At 67.6% G+C, this 18,327-nt stretch carries 6 protein-coding genes; 1 reads left to right on the forward strand and 5 read right to left on the reverse strand.

Annotated features, from left to right (window positions below):
- Window positions 1-9: 9 nt before the first annotated feature.
- Window positions 10-345 carry a hypothetical protein gene (locus tag C8P66_RS06460; protein WP_146422739.1) on the forward strand — a complete coding sequence of 112 codons (336 nt, stop codon included), beginning with the start codon at window positions 10-12 and terminating at the stop codon, window positions 343-345.
- A gap of 1 nt (window position 346) precedes the next feature.
- Here the strand turns inward: C8P66_RS06460 and C8P66_RS06465 are convergent, their stop codons facing one another.
- From C8P66_RS06465 to C8P66_RS06485, 5 genes are all read right to left on the reverse strand, one after another.
- Window positions 347-1,612: a DUF4214 domain-containing protein gene (locus C8P66_RS06465; RefSeq protein WP_111397374.1), complete on the reverse strand. Its 1,266-nt coding sequence runs from the start codon at window positions 1,610-1,612 to the stop codon at window positions 347-349.
- Window positions 1,613-1,636: 24 nt separating this feature from the next.
- Window positions 1,637-2,638: a dipeptidase gene (locus C8P66_RS06470; RefSeq protein WP_111397375.1), complete on the reverse strand. Its 1,002-nt coding sequence runs from the start codon at window positions 2,636-2,638 to the stop codon at window positions 1,637-1,639.
- Window positions 2,639-2,690: 52 nt separating this feature from the next.
- The gene (locus C8P66_RS24675; RefSeq protein WP_111397377.1) at window positions 2,691-12,302 is read right to left on the reverse strand and encodes an SdrD B-like domain-containing protein; all 9,612 of its coding nucleotides are present in this window, start codon (window positions 12,300-12,302) and stop codon (window positions 2,691-2,693) included.
- 215 nt (window positions 12,303-12,517) lie between these two features.
- Entirely contained in the window at window positions 12,518-13,594 is a 1,077-nt protein-coding gene (locus tag C8P66_RS06480; RefSeq protein WP_111397561.1) for a serine hydrolase domain-containing protein, read from the reverse strand.
- A gap of 58 nt (window positions 13,595-13,652) precedes the next feature.
- Window positions 13,653-18,197, reverse strand: a complete 4,545-nt coding sequence (locus C8P66_RS06485) for a choice-of-anchor I family protein (protein ID WP_111397378.1) — start codon at window positions 18,195-18,197, stop codon at window positions 13,653-13,655.
- Window positions 18,198-18,327: the final 130 nt, after the last annotated feature.

Consider the following 18,327-nt stretch of genomic DNA (forward strand, 5'->3'; position numbering starts at 1 on the left):
CTGCCAGCCATGACCCTACGCGCCGCGTCCTTCGGATTGATCTCGCTGCTGACCCTGGGCGGCTGCGTCGGCAGCAGCCCCGCAGCGGTGCTGGAACCCGGCGTCTTCGGGATCACCTCACGCGGCGGTACGCAGCGCGCGATGGTCGAGCGCGGGGTCGCGGCGGCCAATCGCCATTGCGCCGCCGATGACCGGATGATGGCCCCGATCCGGACCGAAATCGGCGATGACCGGTACATCATCGCCTTTCGCTGCCTCCCGCCCGGGGATCCGATCCTGAGCAGCCGCGGTATCGTGCCGCTGCCGCGTGAGGAACGGGCGAGGGACGCGGCGGCGGGGCGCTGACTCAGCCGCCCAGGAACACCCAGCCGTCATGGGTCGCGTCCGCGGTCGCCGCCCGATGCTCCATCGAGTCCGACAGCGCCAGCAGCAGGGCGCCGTCACTGAGCCCGTCGTCAAGCTGCGCGACCCAGAACTGCAACCCTTCGGCATCCGGCGCGCGGTCCAGCATGCTCGCATAAAGCTGCGTGACGAGGCCGGCATGATCGGCGCCGGCATGGGTCTGCGCGAATTCCGCCGAGGCGGCGAAGCCCGTCGCGACCTGTAGCGCCGCGGTGCCGGATTTGAGCTGCGCGGTCCAATAGGCGAGCCCCGCCGCATCCGGCGCCCGGTCCAGGGCCGCGTGATAAAGCCGCCACGCCTCCGCCGCCGCATCGTCGCCGATGGTGTGCAGGCGCTGCAGGATATGCTCGGTGCTTTCCGAGAAGCCCAGCAGCACCTCGGCCCGGCTGGCCTCGGCGCCGAGGCGCCCGGTCCAATAGGCAAGCTCGCCCGAGCCGCCCTCGCGCCCCAGGGTGTCCTGATAGAGCAGCCGCACGAAGGCCTCGTCATCCAGGCCGCCAAACCGCGCCGTTGCCTCGTCGGTCGCCGCCATGAGCCGCGCGACGCCGGCGAGGTCGGAGCGGCCACTGTCCAGCAGATCGGTCCAGAAGCTTAGCCCGGCGATATCGGCGGTGCGGCCGAGCGCCGCCTGGTACAGATGCGCGACCTCGGCAGCACTTCCGGTCGGATCGAAGACGCCGATGCCATCGGCGAAGGTGATCTGCGTCTGCCCGACCAGGATGTGCAGGGCGTCGCGGCCCTCCATCCGGTCCTGGACCACGCCCTCGTAGCCGATCGAGCCCAGGATCAGGTAGCCGTCGTGTGGGCCCCGCAGCAGCAGCGGCGGGCCGCGTGGAAGGTCGTCGTTCAGGATCGTGACGCTGACCGCCGAGTAGTAGCTGTAGCCCCAATGCGGGAAACTCGGGTCGATCTGGAACAGCTCGGCAAAGATGATGGCGAAGCTCTCATCCCATTCCAGCATCTGGTCGCCCACGACCTGGACGATGAAATCCTGGGTCACCGCCCCGGCCGCGACGCTGATCCGCGCATCGGTGGGCAGGATGAGGTCGGCGCTGTTGGCGGAATGCGGCCAGGCGCCCATCCAGGTCCAGCGCAGCTCGGCCGGGGTCGCCAGCGGGCCGGTCAGGGAGGTGATGTGGAAGCGGACGTCAGTGGTGCCGCCATCCCCCTCGCGGAGAATGGCCGGATCAGCCGTGATCGTGAATGACATCGATCGCCCCTCCCTGGCCTGTCCTCAGGCCGTGGCGCTCTTCGCCGCCACCCGCATCAGCCGCAGGAAATTCCCTGACCACAGCAGCCCGATCTCGCGCGCGGTATAGCCGCGGGCGATCAGCCCCTCGGTCACGGCGCCGGTCTGGCTCGCATCCTTCCAGCCGGTGAAGCCGCCGCCGCCGTCGAAATCGGAGGACAGGCCGGTGTGGTCGATCCCGATCCGCCGCACCGCATGGCCCACATGGTCGAGGTAGTCCGACAGCGACGCCCGCCCGTCGGCGCGCAGAAAGCTGCCGACGGCGGTGATCTGGGCAAGGCCGCCGACCGCGCGCAGGGCGTCGAGCTGCTCGTCATCCAGGTTGCGCGGATGGTCGGTCAGCGCGCGGCAGCCGGTATGGGTCGCCACGATCGGGCTGCGCGAGACCCGCGCCGCCTGCAACATCGCCGCCTTGGAGGCATGGGAGACATCGACCAGCATCCCGAGCCGGTTCAGCTCGGCGATCGCCGCCCGCCCGAATTCCGAGAGCCCGCCATGCTCCTCCGGCCCATCGCCCAAAGCGGGCTTGGGCCGCGCGGCATCGGCGAGGTCATTGTGCCCGTCATGGGTGAGGGTGAGGTAGATCGCCCCCGCCTTGTGGAACTCGGCCAGCGCGGAGATCTCGCCGCCCATCGCATAGCCGTTCTCCACACCGGCAAGGATCGCGAGCTTGCCGGCCGCGAAGGCGGCCTCGACCTCATCGGCGGTGCGGGCGGCGACACGGGGCGGGCCGACCGGATTGGCGGCATCGGCGGCGATCCGCGCCAGCATCCCATCGGCGCGGGCGCGGGCGGCGGCATTGCCGGCCGCATCGCGCGCGCCCTGGCCGACATAGGCGATGAGCACGACGGCCCCCATCCCGCCCGCCACCATCTTCGGAAAATCGACGCAGCGCGCCGAGGGCAGGGCCGGGTCGGGCGTCTCGGGCCAGGGGAAATCGACATGGGTGTCGAGGACGAGGGTGGTCTGGTGGAGGGTGTCGGGCATGCCCCGATTTGGGGCACCCCGACACCCTCCGGTCAAGCCGGGCGCCGCAGGTTCAGGCGAAGAGAATGCCGAACAGATGCGGATCGGCATTGGTGATGTTGGCCGCCGTCAGCGCCTGGTGCTCGGCGCTCTCGCTGAAGTCGAGCACGAGATCGGCGCGATCCGCCGGCCCGGCCAGCACCCCGGTCCAATAGGCGATGTCACCCGGCGTCGCCGCGCGATCCAGCGCATTGTCGTAGAGGGCCGAGACGAAGCCCGCATCATCCAACGCGCCATAGGTCGTGAGGAACTCGCCGCTGGCGGCGAAGGCATCGGCGGCCGAGGCGAGGGTGGCCGAGCCGCCCTCGATCAGCGTGGTCCAGTAGTGCAGACCGCCGAGATCCGGCAGGCGGTCGAAGACCGTGTCGTAGAGGCGGGCGATCTGCGCCGATGTCCCGTTCAGGTCCCAGATGCCATTGGCCACGATCCCCGCGGTGTGCTCGCGGTTCTCGGGGCTTTCGCTGAACTGCACCAGCAGATCGGCGCGGCTGCCACCCGAATTGAGGACCCCGGTCCAGAAGGCCACACCACCGGCATCGCCGGCGCGGCCGAGCACGTTCTGGTAGAGCTGATCGACGAAGCCCGCATTGTCCGGCGTGCCGAAGCGCGTGGCGAATTCGCTGCTGCCCAGGAAGGAGCTGGCCAAAGAGGCGAGCGGCGTGCCGTGCTCGACCGCCTCGATCCAGTAGTTCAGCCCGCCCTGGTCCGCATCGCGGCCAAGGGCTGCCTGGTAGAGGCGAACCACCTCGGCCGGGGCGCCATTGGTGTCGAAGGAGAGGCGGCCATCGACGAAGGTGATCTGTTCCACGTTGCGGAACAGGTCGATGCCCTCGGCCGAGTCCAGCCGGAAGTTGCCGTCCGGCAGGGCGGCGTGGCTGGCGCCGCGGAAGCCCGACCAATCCAGCACGGCGTTGTCGTAGCCGCTGCCGCCATCGACGTAGTCGTTGCCGGGGGCAGGGCGCAGCACGTCATTGCCGGTGCCGCCGAACAGCGCGTCATCGCCCGCACCGCCGATCATGTTGTCGTCGCCGTCGCCGCCGAGCAGCCAGTCATTGCCGCCATTGCCGGCCATGTAGTCGGCGACGTGGCTGCCGATCGCGCTCTCATCGCCTTCGCTGCCGTAGAAGGCGGCGACGGAGGCGGCGATGCGCAGCGGGATGGCGGGATCGTTCGCGGCGATGCTGCCCGGCATCTGCGCCAGGTTCGGCTCGAACCGCATGCCGGGCAGGGTCAGCGTGTCGACGTGCGCACCGGGGTAGTCGTTGAACTGGATGGCATCGTTCGGGCCGAAGTAGACGGTGATGAGCCCGTTGATCCGCCCCATCGCCAGCGGCGCGCTGTAGCCATAGATGGTCAGCGTGTCGCCCTCGCCGGGCTTGAAATCGAGCATCTGATCGACGCCGTCGCCGACGCGGTAGATGAAGCGATCCGCCCCGCCATTGCCTTCTAGCCTGTCGCCCACGGTGACGTTGACGATGCGGCCACCGACGAGGCCCGCCGTGCCATTGTCGGTGCCGCCGATGACAACGTCATCGCCATCGGCCCCTTGCAGCGTGTCATTGCCGCTGCCGCCCGAAACCCAGTCATTGCCGGCATTGCCGGTCAGGATATCGGCGCCGGCGCCACCGAAGAGGACGTCGTCGCCGCCTTCGCCCTGCATGTTGTCGTCGCCGTCGCCGCCGAACAGGACGTCGTTACCATTGCCGCCCTCGCCGACATCATTGCCGGCGCCGCCCGTGATCAGGTCGTCGCCGTCCTGGCCCTGGACGTTGTCGTCGCCGTTGCCGCCATGGATCTCGTCGTCGCCATTGCCGCCGGTGATGGCGTCATTGCCGTCGCCGCCCTTGAGGCAATCATCGCCATCGAGGCCATTGATCGCGTCATTGCCGGAATTGCCGAAGACGTTGTCATTGTCGGGCGTGCCCGGGAAGGACTGATCGCCCGCCCCGAGGTCGATGGTCTGCCCGTTCTGGCAGGTGCTGCCGGTCGCATAGATGAGGCCTGCATCGCCCCGGTTGTCCGACCCGCCGGAGACGAGGAAGGGCGTCCAGGAGGAGGCGCCGGTGACGGTATTGGCGTCGCTGTCCACGGCCTCGTTGCCGCCGACATCCTGGGTGGTGAAGGCGAGGCCCGCCGGCGTCATGAAGGCGACGCCATAGGTGCCGGGGCGAAGACCGCCGAACCCGTAGTGGCCGTTGGCATCGGTGACCGTGGTGCGGCCGGTGAAGAGGCCGGCCGCATCGAGCAACTGTACGGTGATGCCGCGGACCGCTGCCTCGTCATTGGCATGGATGCCATTGCGATCGGCATCCAGCCAGACGTCGCCCGAGAGCGTCGCCGGACGGTAGAGGCCGGCATCGCGCGTCAGGTCATCATCGCCGCCGCCCAGGAGGAAGGCATCGCCGCGGCCGCTGGTCGGGTCCGCGTCGCTGTCGGCGAAGACGTTCGGCGTGGCGCCCTTATGCGTGAACTCGTAGCCGACCGGCTTCACGAACGCGACGATATAGGTGCCGGGATTGCGGTTCTGGAACAGATAGTAGCCGTTGCCGTCGGTAGTCGCCGTCGCCAGCACGGTGCCTGCGCCATCGAGCAACCGCACCGTGACGCCGGCCACACCGGGCTCGCCGATCTGCTGGATACCGTCGCCGTTGATGTCGTCCCAGACGAAATCGCCGATCTTGGTCTTGTAGTAGAAGCCGCCGTCCAGATCGCGATGGTTGCTGCCGGAGACCAGCGTGACCACGTCGCTGAAGCCATTCGCGTCCAGATCGCTGTCCAACGCATCGCCGGTCGCATCCTTGGGCGAGGTGAAGGTGAGGGCGGGGCCCTCCATCTTCACCCGGTAGTCGCCGGGCTTGAGGCCGGTGAACTCATAGGCGCCATTCACATCGGTGAAGACGACAGGGCCGATGGCATCGCCCGCGGCATTGAGCAGCGTGACCTTCACACCCGCGAGCGGCTTGTCCCCCGCGTCCTGGATGCCATCGGCATTCATGTCGAGGAAGGCGTAGTCGCCGAGCTTGGCGGGGATATAGAAGCCGCCATCCAAGGTCAGATCGGTGGTGCCGGAGGTGTAGAAGCTGCTGGTGGTCTTGCCGGTCGTGACGTCGATGTCGCTGTCGGCGCCATCATTGCCGATGTTTTGGGGCGTGATGACGTAGCCGACCGGGGCGGTGAACTGCACCCCATAGCTGCCGGGCGCCAGATCCTCAAACAGATAGTCGCCGTTCACATCCGTCGTCGTGGTCTTGCCCGCGATCGCCATACCGCTGCCATCCAGCAGGGTGACGGTGACACCCGACAGACCCGGATCGCCCGCATCCTGGATGCCATTGGCGTTCACATCGACGAAGGCGCGATCGCCGATCGTGACGGGCAGATAGATACCCGCATCCACGGTCAGATCGGTCTGGCCCGCGACCAGGGTCACGATGCCGGTGATGCCGGTGTTCTGCGCGGCGTCGCTGTCCTTGGTGTCGTTCAGGCCCTGGTTGGCGAGGGTGATCATCTGCGCGCCGGTGGTGACGAACTTCACCTGGTAATCGCCGGGGGCGAGATTGGCGAAGCCATAGGTGCCATCAGGCGCCGTGTGCGTGGTCGCCATGACCGTGCCGGTGGTCGAGAGTAGCTGCACTTCCAGGCCGGCGACACCGGCCTCGCCAGCGTCGTGGATGCCATTGCCGTTGGTGTCGAGGAAGACCTGGTCGCCAAGGGCCGCCTTGACCACCGTCACCGCATTGGTTCCGATATCGGTGTCATAGGGCGTGTTGGGCAGGGCGGGGGTCGCCGCCAGCAGTGTCGCGGTATTGGTGAGCACGGTGCCATTGACCGGCACGGTGCCGACGCGGGCCTGGACCTGCAGGATCATCACGCCGGTGGCGGCATTGTTGTCGCCGGTGTTGACGACATTGCCGAAGTCGAAAGTGACGTCCTGGCCGGTCTGGTTGATCGCCACCGCCGGGCCGGCCACGCCGCCACGGTCGAGGACGGAGGCACCGACATAGGTGACGCCGGTCGGCAGATGGTCGGTCAGGCTGATGTGCTGCGTGCCCTCGCCGAGGGTCACCTTGATCTGCCAGGTGACCAGCTCGCCCGGGGCCACGTCGCTGCCCGCGGTCATCGCATTGTCGGTGCCGGACAGCACCTTCTGCACGCTGTTCGGGATCGCGACCGAGACCGTGTCATGCGCGCTGCCGGTCAGGTCGGGGCCGAAGGCCGGCGCCGTCTTGTAGGCGAGGGTGGCGGTGTTGGTGATCGATTCCGCATTCACCACCGTGTTGGCCAGCTTGGCCTGATAGGTGATGACCACATCGCCGGAGCTGGTGGCGAGGTAGGAAAGGGTCAGCCCGATCTGCCCGCCCGCGGTGTTCAGCGTGCCGGCAGTGGTCGTCGGCGTGCCGACCAGGACAAGGCCTGCGGCCAGAAGATCGCTGACCACGACATCATAGGCGGGGCCGGTGCTGCCGGGCGCATGCTTGATGGTGACGGTGTAGGTGGCGACATCGCCGGCATCGCCGGTGGTGAAGGGCGTTGCCTTCGTGATGGTCAGCACCGGGCGGACGACGGTCGCCGAAGCGCTGTCGGTATCGCTGGCCAAGCCGACCGTGCCGGGGCCGGGGGCGTAGGTCTCGATCTTCGCTGTGTTGTTGAGGATCGTGCCAGCGGTAAGGCCGGTGCCGGTGACCTGGGCGGTGAAGGTGACGGTGAAGGTGTCGCCGGCGGTGCCGACGACATTGTCGGCGACATTGGTGATGGTGCCGAAGTCGAGCTTCAACACCTGCCCCGTCTGGCTGAACACCGGGCTCGGCGCCGAGCCCATCGAGCCGTCCCAGTTCGACAGGACCGGCGTGCCGATCAGCGTCATCCCGTTCGGCAGGGTGTCGGTCAGCACCAGATGCTGCGTGCCTTCGCCGACCGTGCCGGTCAGCATGTAGGTCACGGTCTCGCCGATCGCGAGGTTGCTGCCGGTGGTGCTGTTGAAGCCGGTGGCGGTGATCGTCTTCACGATGTCGGGCGTCAGCGCCACGACATCGGTGACGACGCCATCATCCGGCGTGCCGGCGCGGCCGCCCGCGCCGGGCTCATTGTCGTAGGTGACAATGGCGGTGTTGACGAGGCTCTCGCCCGGCGTCGCGCTGTCTTTGACCGTCGCCTTGTAGGTGATGACCAGCTCCTGGCCGAGATCCAGCTCGCCCGAGGTGATGCTGATCGCGCCACCGGCGCCGACCATGATCGTGGCACCGGCTGCCTGGATGCTGCCCGCGACCAGGGCCAGATCGGCCGGGATCACGTCGCTGATGTTCAGGTCATAGGCATTGAGGTGGCTGTTCGCCGCGTGATGGACGCGGATGGTGTAGGTGATCTCGGCACCGGCATCGAGCACCTGGCCCGGCGCATGGTCGCTGGTCTTGTCGAGCAGCAGCACCGGCTCCACGGTCTCGACCGACACGGTGCTGGCCGCGCCGCTGACGCCGCCGCTCACGGCGATGGCGCTGTTGGTGAGCACATCGCCATTGGCGTTCTGCGCGATATCGGTCAGCACCGCCTGCAGGCGCACGGTGATGGTGTCACCGGCGTTCTGGATGTTGTCGGCGAGGTTGAAGACGTCGCCGAAAGTGAAGGTGATCTTGTCCAGCGTGGTGTTGCCGGTGGCGTAGTCGTTGGTGGCGGTGATCGTCGGCGCATTGGCGGTGAGACTGCTGCCGATCGAGACGATGGTCGCGGAGTTGGCCACATAGACGAGGCGCCCGGCCTCGCCCGCACGCAGATCGGGGAGCAGATCCTCGATCCGGAAGTTCGTGTTGTTGCCTTCGGGCAAGGTGACAGTGATGTCGAAAGTCGCTGTCTCGCCGATCTTCAGATCGGTGAGCGAGGTCAACTGACCGGTGCCGGTATCGGATTTGTCGGTCGCCGAGACGGTCTTGGACACGCTGGTGCCGAGGACCTGGACCGAGGCGCTGGCATTCAGGCTGTAGCCGCGCTCATCCGCGTCCACACCGGGCAGGCTGCTCGCCGTCGCCGTCACCGTGTTCGGGATGTAGGAGGAGGCAACGACATGGCCGTTGAGATGCGCATCGAAGGTCACGGTCAGCGTCTGGCCCGGATCGAGCATCGCCAGCGCGACCTGCACATCGGTGTCCAGGCCGTTGAGCCCGTCGCCATCGCCATTGCCGCGGGCGATGACGGCACCGGCCGCGGAGCCGCCGGTGTGGACGCTGCCGTTCACGAAGGTCGCGTCGGTGCCGAGCAGGTTCATCAGATCGGTGATGACCAGGTCATGCGCGCGGGCGGAGTTGCTGCCGCTCGCATTGCTCAGCGTCACCGTATAGGTGACGACATCATCCGCATCGGCGACCGGCGTGACGGTCTTGGTCAGCGTGAGCCGGGGCTCGACGATGGTGACCGTGCTGATGGGCGAGGTCGCGACCACGCGCGGGCCGGCGGGGGCATCGCCATCCAGCACCGAGATGCTGCCGGTGTTGTCGAGCGTGTCGTTCCGCGCATCCTTGGCGACGTTCTTGGCCAAGGCGACGACGGTGACGGTGATGAGGTCGTTCCCATCCTCCAGCCCATCGGCGGCATTGGTGATGTCGCCGAGGGAGAAGGTCGCGGTGTCCTTGATCGCGGCGTCGTTGTTGGAGCCGCCACGGTCGCTGAGCACGCCGATCTTCTCGCCGGCGCTGATGCCGGCGATGTGGCCCGTGCTGGTGATCTGGGCCGACAGGATCTCAAGCTCGCCTTCGGAATTGGCCTGGATGAGATCCTGCAGGATCACATCCTTGGACAGCCCCTCCGGGATCCTGAAGGTGAGGGTATAGGTGATCGTCTCGCCGATCGCGACGCTGGCGCCGGTGGTGAAGCCCTGGTCGGTCGAGGCGATGGTCTTGATGACCGTCGGAGACGTGGTGTCGATCTTCGCGGTGTCGCTCAGATCGGCGGCGGGGGTGGTCGGGGTGCGGTCGATGCCGCCCTCAATCGCCGCGTATTCGACGATGCTGGCGGTGTTCACATAGGCGGTGCCCGGCTGCACATCGGTGCTGCCCGGCGTCGTCTGCACCAGCAGGTCGTAGGTGATGATGACGACATTGGCGCCGCTGGTCGCATTCGCCGCGGCGATGGCGCCATGGCCGGTCGGATCGATGAGCCGAAGCCCGCCGCCGGCGTCAAACAAATCGCCGGTATAGGTCAGCACATTGCCGGCGCCATCGGTGACGCGCAGGTTGATGCCGCTGCCCGGGGCCACGAGGCCGGTCGGGATGCTGTCGCGGATCAGCGTGTCGAAGGCGCCGTTCACGCCGCTGCCCGTGTTCTCGACGATGATGGCGAAGGTGACGGTGTCGCCCGCATCCAGGCCCTTCACATCGGCGTCGAGCGGATTGCCGGCGAGCTTGGTCGAGTTGATCGTGCTGCTGAAGCGGTTGCCGCCGGTGCCCGGGGTACTCCAGGTGACGCCCGAGAGCGCCGTGCCCCCGCCGGCGGCCGCGACCAGCAGATCATTGGAGGAGACGGCGACGACCGACTTCACCAGATCGAGCTTCGGCTCGGTCAGGGTGAACTGGACGATCGCATTGTCCTGGAAATGCGCGAGATCGGAATTGACCTCCTCGCTCGTCACCTGGTTGGTCAGCAGCAGACCGTCGCCGAAGGGCGCGTCCACCACCTTCACGGTGAAGAGCACGTCGATGGTGCGGCCGGCGAAGCTCGCGTCCAGCGACCCGAAGTCGAAGGTCAGGCTATTCGCGACGCTGTCCATCGTGATGGTCGGCGAACCGGTCAGCGTGTAGGTCTCGGACGGCCCGAGCTTGGCCACGCCGACGCCGGGGACGGAAGCATCGGCCACCGCGGAGAAGGTGAAGGACGCGCCGGTGCCCGCATCGGCATCGGCATCGGCGGCCTTCAGCACCGGCAAGGGCAGGAAGTCGGTCAGCGTCACCTGATGGGAGTTGCTGAGCGGGGTGGTCAGTTTCAGGCGGAAGGTGATCTCGTCGCCGGCCTGCACCTTGGTCGTGGTGTAGCCGAGGTTGCCGTTGATCGCGTAGATCGACTTGGCGACATCATTCACCGGGATCGAGACGCCGGCGCCGCTGTCATCCACGATCGGCGCGTTGGTATCGACGACCTCGCCCGAGAAATCGATGGCATTGCCGAGGCTGTCGCCCTGGTCCACGAACTGGTCGCCCGGCTTGTTGCCGGGGGTCCAGCTTTCCTCGATCACGCTCTTGAAGGTGACGACGGCGGTCGCCTGAAAATTCGCGCCGGCCACGGTCTGGCCGTTCAGCGCGTCATCAAGGCCGAGGCTGCGCAGCAGTTCGGAAATGTCGAAGCTGAGGGTGCTGATCCCGCTGCCGCCATCGCGCACCACATCCGTCGCCGGGTTGAAGGTCGTCAGCAGCCCCGAGTAGATCACCGCGCCGCGCTCGGAGATCACGATCGTCGGCGTCACCGAGGCATCGAAATGCTGCCCGTCGCCGAGCGTGTCGGTCATCACCAGATGATCGACATCGAAGTAGTTCGACACCTGGCCGTCCAGGGTCCAGAGCAGCTTGTTGCCCGGAACCACGGCGCCTTCCGGCGTCACGCTCTTCTGCACGGCGATGGACTTGCCGGTGATCTGGTCCTCGAAGCCGGCGGGGTCGATGACCACGGTCTCGATCGGATCGCGCCCATCCAGCGGGTCCCACACGCCGCTGAGCTGTGCGTCATTGCCGAGCAGGCGGAAGGAGCCGGTGGTCGGGCTCAGCACCGGATCGCCATTATCCAGGAACTCGTCGACGTAGAAATCGATCTTCAGCGTCGGCTTGGCCGCACCCGCGCTGACGGCGCCATCGAAGGTCGCGGTGATGGTGCGGCCGACGATGGTGACGGTGCCGGTATAGGGCCCGATGATGCTCGCACCCAGGATATGGGTGCCGTCGGGCATGTCGTCGGTGAGGACGAAGCTGGTCAGGCTCTGGCCCGGGGCGATATCGCCCTCGACCAGCCAGGAGCGGGGGTAGGAGGGGCCGGTGGCCGTCTCCTGCTCCGGGCCCACATAGATCTTGTCCAGCGCGGCGAGGGTCGGCACCACGTTCAGCAGCGTGACGGCGCCCACGACCGGCGCATCGGCGGTCGGGTTGTTGAACTCGTCGCGGCCAAAGGCGAAGCCGCCGCTCGCGCTGATCTGTAGCGGGGCCGCATTGTCGGCGAGGTTGGAGACCGAGAGCACGAGGTCGATATCGGCCGGGGTCTGGTCGCCGGTGAAGGAGCCGAACGGCAGCTTCAGCACCACCATCTGCGTACCGGGCGTGCCGGTGATGACCAGCGGCGCGCCGGCCGCGGTCACGGCAAAGGGATGCGTCGCATGACCGAATGCATCGAAAGTTACAATCTGCTGCGTCAGCGCCACGCCCAGGTAGCTGGCGGAGAGCAGCGTGACGCCGTCATTCCCGTCCACGCCAAGGTTTGGCAGCGCGAGGTTCACATAGGGCGCGTAGCCGACGCTGGTGGCATCGCCGCCCACCCCATCCGGCTGATTGTCGAAGCGCAGAACCGCCGTGCGTGTCGTCCCGATGAACTGGGCGGCGCTGGCACCATTGGCCTGGGCGGCGCCATCGAGGACAAAAGTTACGACGGGCTGGGCAGACATTCGGCATTCCCTCTGGCAGCGGGGAAAGGGCCTGTAAGGCCCTTCATTAATGCCGTGTTTCTGTCGAAACTTGTAATAAGTCAATGAAAAAAGAGACGAATTGTCTTAAAGTTTCGACGGATTTTCGTTACTGACGCACGAGTTAACACCACCTTTCCTGATGGTTTCACAAAGATGATGCAACCAGAGCGAGAAATTTCTGGAGAAGTTTCTCGTCATATTGCCGCGTGTATCGCCTGCAACACTTCGCCGGCCGACTCCGGATGGAGCCAGCGCGCGACCACGACCAGGGACTGGGTGGGTTCGACCCAGATGGTATTCCCACCGGCCCCGGCCGCGTAGAAGCCGGTGAGCGGCGCGCCGGCCAGGCGCCCGCCGGCGTTCAGCCACCACAGCAGCCCGTAATCGCCATTCAATTCGCATGGGGTGGTCGAGGCCGCGACCCAGCCCTCCGGCAGTACCCGCTGCCCGTCCCATACCCCATCGGCCAGCATCAGCAGCCCGATCCGCGCCTGGTCCTCGGCATGCATCCGCACGCCGCCGCCCCAATGCCCGCCCCCCGGCACGGAATGCAGCTTTTCCCCCGCGATTTCGACCCAGGAGGTCTCATAGCCATCCCACACCCAGTCGGCGCTGCCGCCGATCGGGGCCATGATCCGCTCGGCGAAAACCTGGGGCAGCGGGCGGCCGAAACGATGCAGCAAGGCGAGCGAGAGGGCGTTCACCCGGACGTCGTTGTATTCCCAATGATCGCCCGGCGCGGACAGGGGGCGGTTGGCGCCCTTGCCCTTGCCTTCGCTGGACAGGTTGCGGCCGCGGTCGATCCGCTCGCTCTTGCCGAAAAGACTGCCTTCCCATTCGCTGGTCTGCTGCAACAGCATCCGCCAGGTCACAGGGCTGTTCTGGCTGCCCGCGAAGGCCGGATGCGACACCGAGGCCGCGACCGGCTCATCCAGATCGGTGATCAGCCCGTCGCCCACAGCGATGCCGGCCAGCAGCGACAGATACGACTTTGCGACGGAGAAGGTCATGTCCGTCTGGCGGGTATCGCCCCAGCCACCCACAACCTTGCCGTGTTGCAGCACCAGCCCATTCGGCCCGCCGCGCGGCGCCACCGGCCCGATGACAGTATTGTCAGGCGGCGCTTCGAAGTAGCCGCCGTCGAGATGCGCGCGCAGGTCGCGGGGGAAGAAGGTTTCCCGGCTCTCGGCCAGGGCCATGGCCGCCGCAAGCGGCGATGGCGCGGGCGGGACGGGGAGGAGCGGGCCGGGGGCGGGGAAGTGCAGGGTCATCCCACCCGCGTAGAACAGAATCGCCGGCCCGCCCATCAGGCGAGCCGGCGAAATCGCATCAGACCAGTTCGATGCCGGCGTAGGCGAGGGCGGTGAAGCTCGCCGCCCCCTCCTCGGAGGCCAGGATGGCCTCGGCGACGGCGCCACGGCTGGTCCCGGCGCCGAGCTGTTGGACCCAATAACCCGCACCGCCCGTGTCGGAGACCCGGCCGAGCCCGTCCTGGTACAGCAGCTCCACGAAGCTCGCGTCCGAGAGCGCGCCCTGGTGGGCGGCGAACTCGACCGAGCCGACGAGGCCATCGAGCAGCGCCGTGGGGGCGTTGCTGTCGAGCGCGGTCTGCCAGAAGCCATAGCCGCTCTGATCCACCCCGCGCCCGAGCAGCACGTCGTAGCTGCGGCCGATCCAGGTCGCATCGTAGTCGGCGACGATCACCGGCATCCCCTCGGCCACCGTGGCGGCCTCGGCCGAGCCCAGGAAGGCCTCGAACACCCCGGCGCGCCCGCCCGTGCCGGCAACGCCGGTCCAGTAGGACAGGCCGCCGCCGTCGCTGCCGCGGTTCAGCACCTCGGCGTAGAGGCGCTCCACGAAGTTGCCATCCGAAAGCTCGTTGGTGACGGCGCCGCTCTCCAGCAGCGCCATGCCGATGGTCGAGACCAGGGTCTGGCCATTGTCCAGCGCCTTCACCAGCAGGCTGGTGCCGACCACGTCGCCGCCGTCGAAGACCACGCGCTGGATCGCGCTGGCCTGCCAGGCGCCATCCGCCGCATCCGAAGCGATCCGCCCATCGGCGAAGCGGACGACCTCGACCCCGGCGAAATGCGTGCTGTTCTGCCCGGCGGCATCCGACCAGGCGAAGCCGGTCGCCTGCCCCGCGTCATTGGCCAGCAGCCCGCCATTGCCACGGGCCATGTTGAGGAAGGTCAGGGTGTCATGCCCCGCGCCCCCGCGGATGGTGTCGCGGCCATGGCTGGCGAAGAGGTCGCTGTTGCCGGCGCCCGCCTCGATCAGGTCGTTGCCCTGGGTGCCCGGACCGGCGCTGGTGGTTTGCAGCAGTGCCTCGCTGCGTGCCGCCAGGTTCTGGGTGCGGGCGTCGCCGGCCTGGCCGGTCTCGGCCTGGCCATAGGCGAAGAAGGGCGCCGCATGCCTGGCGATGAGGAATTCCGCCAGGATGTCCTGCTCGCTGCCGGCGGCGGCGAAGGTGGCCTCGCCCGCGCCGAGGGTGACGTTGTTCAGCAGATCCACCCGGCTGTCGGCGTAGAAGTTGATCGGGTAGCTGTCGCCGCCATCCGCGAGGAAGGAAAGCGTCGCGAACTTGATCGCCCGGTCGGCGGCGCCGACCACCGCGCCATCCTGCACCAGCACGTCGCGCACGCTGCCATCGTCATTGAGGATGACGGCGGAGCGCACCCGCTGGCCCTCGGTGGTGACGGCGCCGCCGCTGCCCAGCACCTGCGCCTGCATCGTGGCATCGTAGGAGAAGGCGATGCCGCCGAACTGGCCGAACTGGCCCGGGGTCACACCCGGCGCCGCGGCGGCCACCGCGTGTTCCAACAGATGCTCGAATTCCGCGGCCGTGACGCTGACGATGGAGATCGCATTGTTGAAGCGCAGCGAATTGGTGATGTCGAGCTGGCTGATCTGGCCCGCCTGCTTGCCGGCGGCCGGGTTGGCCAGCGTCGGCTCCGTCGTCGGCACCGCGCCAAGCCCGACCGAGCCGATCTCGGTGCGGATGCCGCCGCCGTTCTTCAGGCTGGCGACGACATCGGCGTCGATCTTCATCGCCGCCCAGAGGTTGGCATCGGCCGAGAGGTCGCCGAGGTTGGTCTCCTCGGTGCGGACGAAGGTGCGGCGGCCTTCCAGATAGACCTTGGACATGCCGGTCAGCGTGCCGTCCTGCTGCTCGATCACCGTCTGCACGGCTTCGAGCAGGTTGCGGACCTCACCGCCGCGGGTGTCCTCGGCATAGGCATCCTCGGCGCCCCAGAGGGCGGCGACATTCGCATCCGTCGTCGCGATCGGGCCGTTCAGCGCCGGCTCGACGCTGCCGGTCAGGATCTCGCCATTCGCGTCGAAATCCACGACCAGGCGGCCGACGTAGGAATACTCGTTGCCGGTGCTGATCACCGCGACCGGCTTGCCATCGGCGCCGGTCTGGAAGACCGGGTAGCCTTCGGCGGCCGTGTCGCCCGGGCGCAGCACGTCATCGCCATCGGCGAAGACCGCATGGCTGCCGCCGGCGATGATGATGTCCACACCGCTGAGCTTGGTTGCGAGATCCAGCTCCACCTGGAACTGCTGCAGATGGGAGAGCAGGACGATCTTGTTGATCCCCTGCGCGACCATCTGATCGATATAGGGCTGCAGGATCGCCGCCAGCTCGTCGGTGTTGTCGATCCCGCCATCGCCGTTCGGGTCCAGCACCCGGATGGCGCCGGGCGAGGAGATCGCGGCCAGCAACTGCGTGGTCAGCCCGAGCACGCCGATGGTCTCGCCATTCTCGACGATGGTGGTCCAGGGCGCGATCTGCGCGTCGATCGCCTCGGCCGCGACCTCGTTGTTGCCGGCAAGGTCGGCCAGCGTGGTGGCATAGGAGGAGGCGTCGCGCAGCATGCTCGTATAGAGCGCCCGCGTCGCCGAATCGGCCGAGAAGTCGAGGTTCGCCGAGAGGTAGGGGAACATCGCCCCGATCGAGGAGACCCGCGCCGAGGCGGCACCCGAGGTGCCGGCGACAAAATCGAGCGCGCCGGCGAGGAAGGTGGAGCCGAGGTCGAACTCATGATTGCCGAAGACGCTGGCCTGCACGCCGATCCCGTTCAGGATCGCGATATCGGTCCGCGCCACATCCTCGCGCAGCCCCGAGAGGTTGAGGCCGCTGTCACCCAGCAGCCACTTGTAGAATTCCTGCAGCGGCCCGCGCATGGCCGGATCGGCCGAGGCGGCGATGAAGGGGCCGGGGAGGAAGTTGTCGCCCGAGGAGAGGGTGATGGAGTTGGTGACCTGGTCTTCCAGCTTGTCCACGATCGCGGCGAAGCGGTCGGCGCGGGTGGTGGCGGCGAGACCGGCCTCGAAATCCGAGCCATGCAGGATCTGGAGACGATAGACGCCCGCGGCGGCGGGGGCGATGTCATAGGCGGTGGTCGTGAAGCTCACCTCATTGGCGACGATCAGCCGGGGCGCCTCGCCGCCGCCGCCGGGGATCACGGTGGCGACCTCGGGGGCGACATCGCCCGGCTTGGCGGTGAAGCCGTTGAAGCTCACCTCGGTCGGGCTCACGATCTCGAAGCTCATGATCGCGTTGCTGCGCTCCAGCCCGACGAAGGCGGTCAGCTTGCCGTCCACCATCGCCAGGGTGACGCTTTCGGGCTCCGGGCCCTTGTTGTCGCTGCGGCTCTCGTCGAAGGCGCTGTAGAACTGGCTGGCGATCAGCCGTTCGATCATGTCGCCGCTGTCATAGGTCTGCACCAGCCCGCCATCGGTCACTTCCCAGATGGAGAAGGAGCGGCCGCCGAAGACCTCGATGTGGTCGTAATCGCCATCGCCATCGGTATCGCCGGTGAACTTGCTGACGGTGAGGCGGCCGAGGTTGGCGTTGTTCTTCAGGGTCGCGGCATCGGGGAACAGGGTCGGGTCGAGCACATAGCTCGCGTCACCAACGCGGATCTCCTCGTTGTAATTGCCCCAGTCGCGGGTATCGCCCTCATTCGCGGTGACGAGGTAGATCTTGCCGTCCCGCTCGAAGGAGGCGATCGAATCCGGCTGGTAGAGGCCCGAGACCTGCCAGGTCTTGATGTTCGGCCCGCCGTCGCGGTCGGAGGCATCGAAGCCATTCCCCGCGATGCTGTGGTCCTTGGTGCCGAGCGGCATGATGCGGGTGAACTGGCCGGTGGACAGGTCCAGCTCGGCGACCGCATTGGCTTCCTGGAGCGTCACATAGGCCACCGTGCCGGCGGCGTTGATGGTGATGTATTCCGGCTCCAGATCATTGGAGGGCAGCGAGGTATTCGCCTCGGCCCCGGTCGAGGCGCGGCCGGGCATGCGCACGCCGGCGGCGCGCAACGCATCGGCCTGGGCGTCGAATGCGGTGAAATCGGCGAAGCTCATGGCCCCGGTCGCGACATCGAAGATTGCGACGCCGCCCTGCGGGTCGGTCGCATAGGAATCCCCGGGCTCGCCCTCGATCGCCACCAACAGGCGGGCGCCGTCCGGGGTGAAGACCGCCATGTCGGGCACCGCGCCCGTCTGCACCGAGCGGATGAAGGTCGCGCCATCGGCGGTCAGCGCGAAGAAGGAGACGACGCCCGGATCGGTGCGCTCCACGCCGCCGGTGGCTATGGCCATGGTGGTGCCGAAGACGGCGACCGAGTTGCTCGCGCCGAGCGCGGCGGGGGTGGAGCCGCCGGGGGTCAGGATGGCGGAGGCGGGGATGCTGTAGGCCAGGGCGCCGGTGGTGGCGCTCAGCACATCGATGCCGTCCGCGCCCAGGATCGCGACCTGCCCGAAGGCTGCGAGATTGGCCGCGACTTCGGCGCCATGGGCCGCCCCTCCTGCCAAAGTGCCGTTGTTGACGGCCCAGACGGGGGTCGAGGTGAGCGGGGTGGTCATGCCGAAGGCTCCCTGAGGAAGTGTTGGGAGAGCCGATAAGGGCCGCGGCGCGGCGCATCTTTGTCGGAGGGGTTAAGAAATTGTGACCGGACGGTAACACTGGGCCGGACTGCGGCCGCCCCCTGCCAGG

This window comes from Humitalea rosea (assembly GCF_003253705.1).
Classification (GTDB): domain Bacteria; phylum Pseudomonadota; class Alphaproteobacteria; order Acetobacterales; family Acetobacteraceae; genus Humitalea; species Humitalea rosea.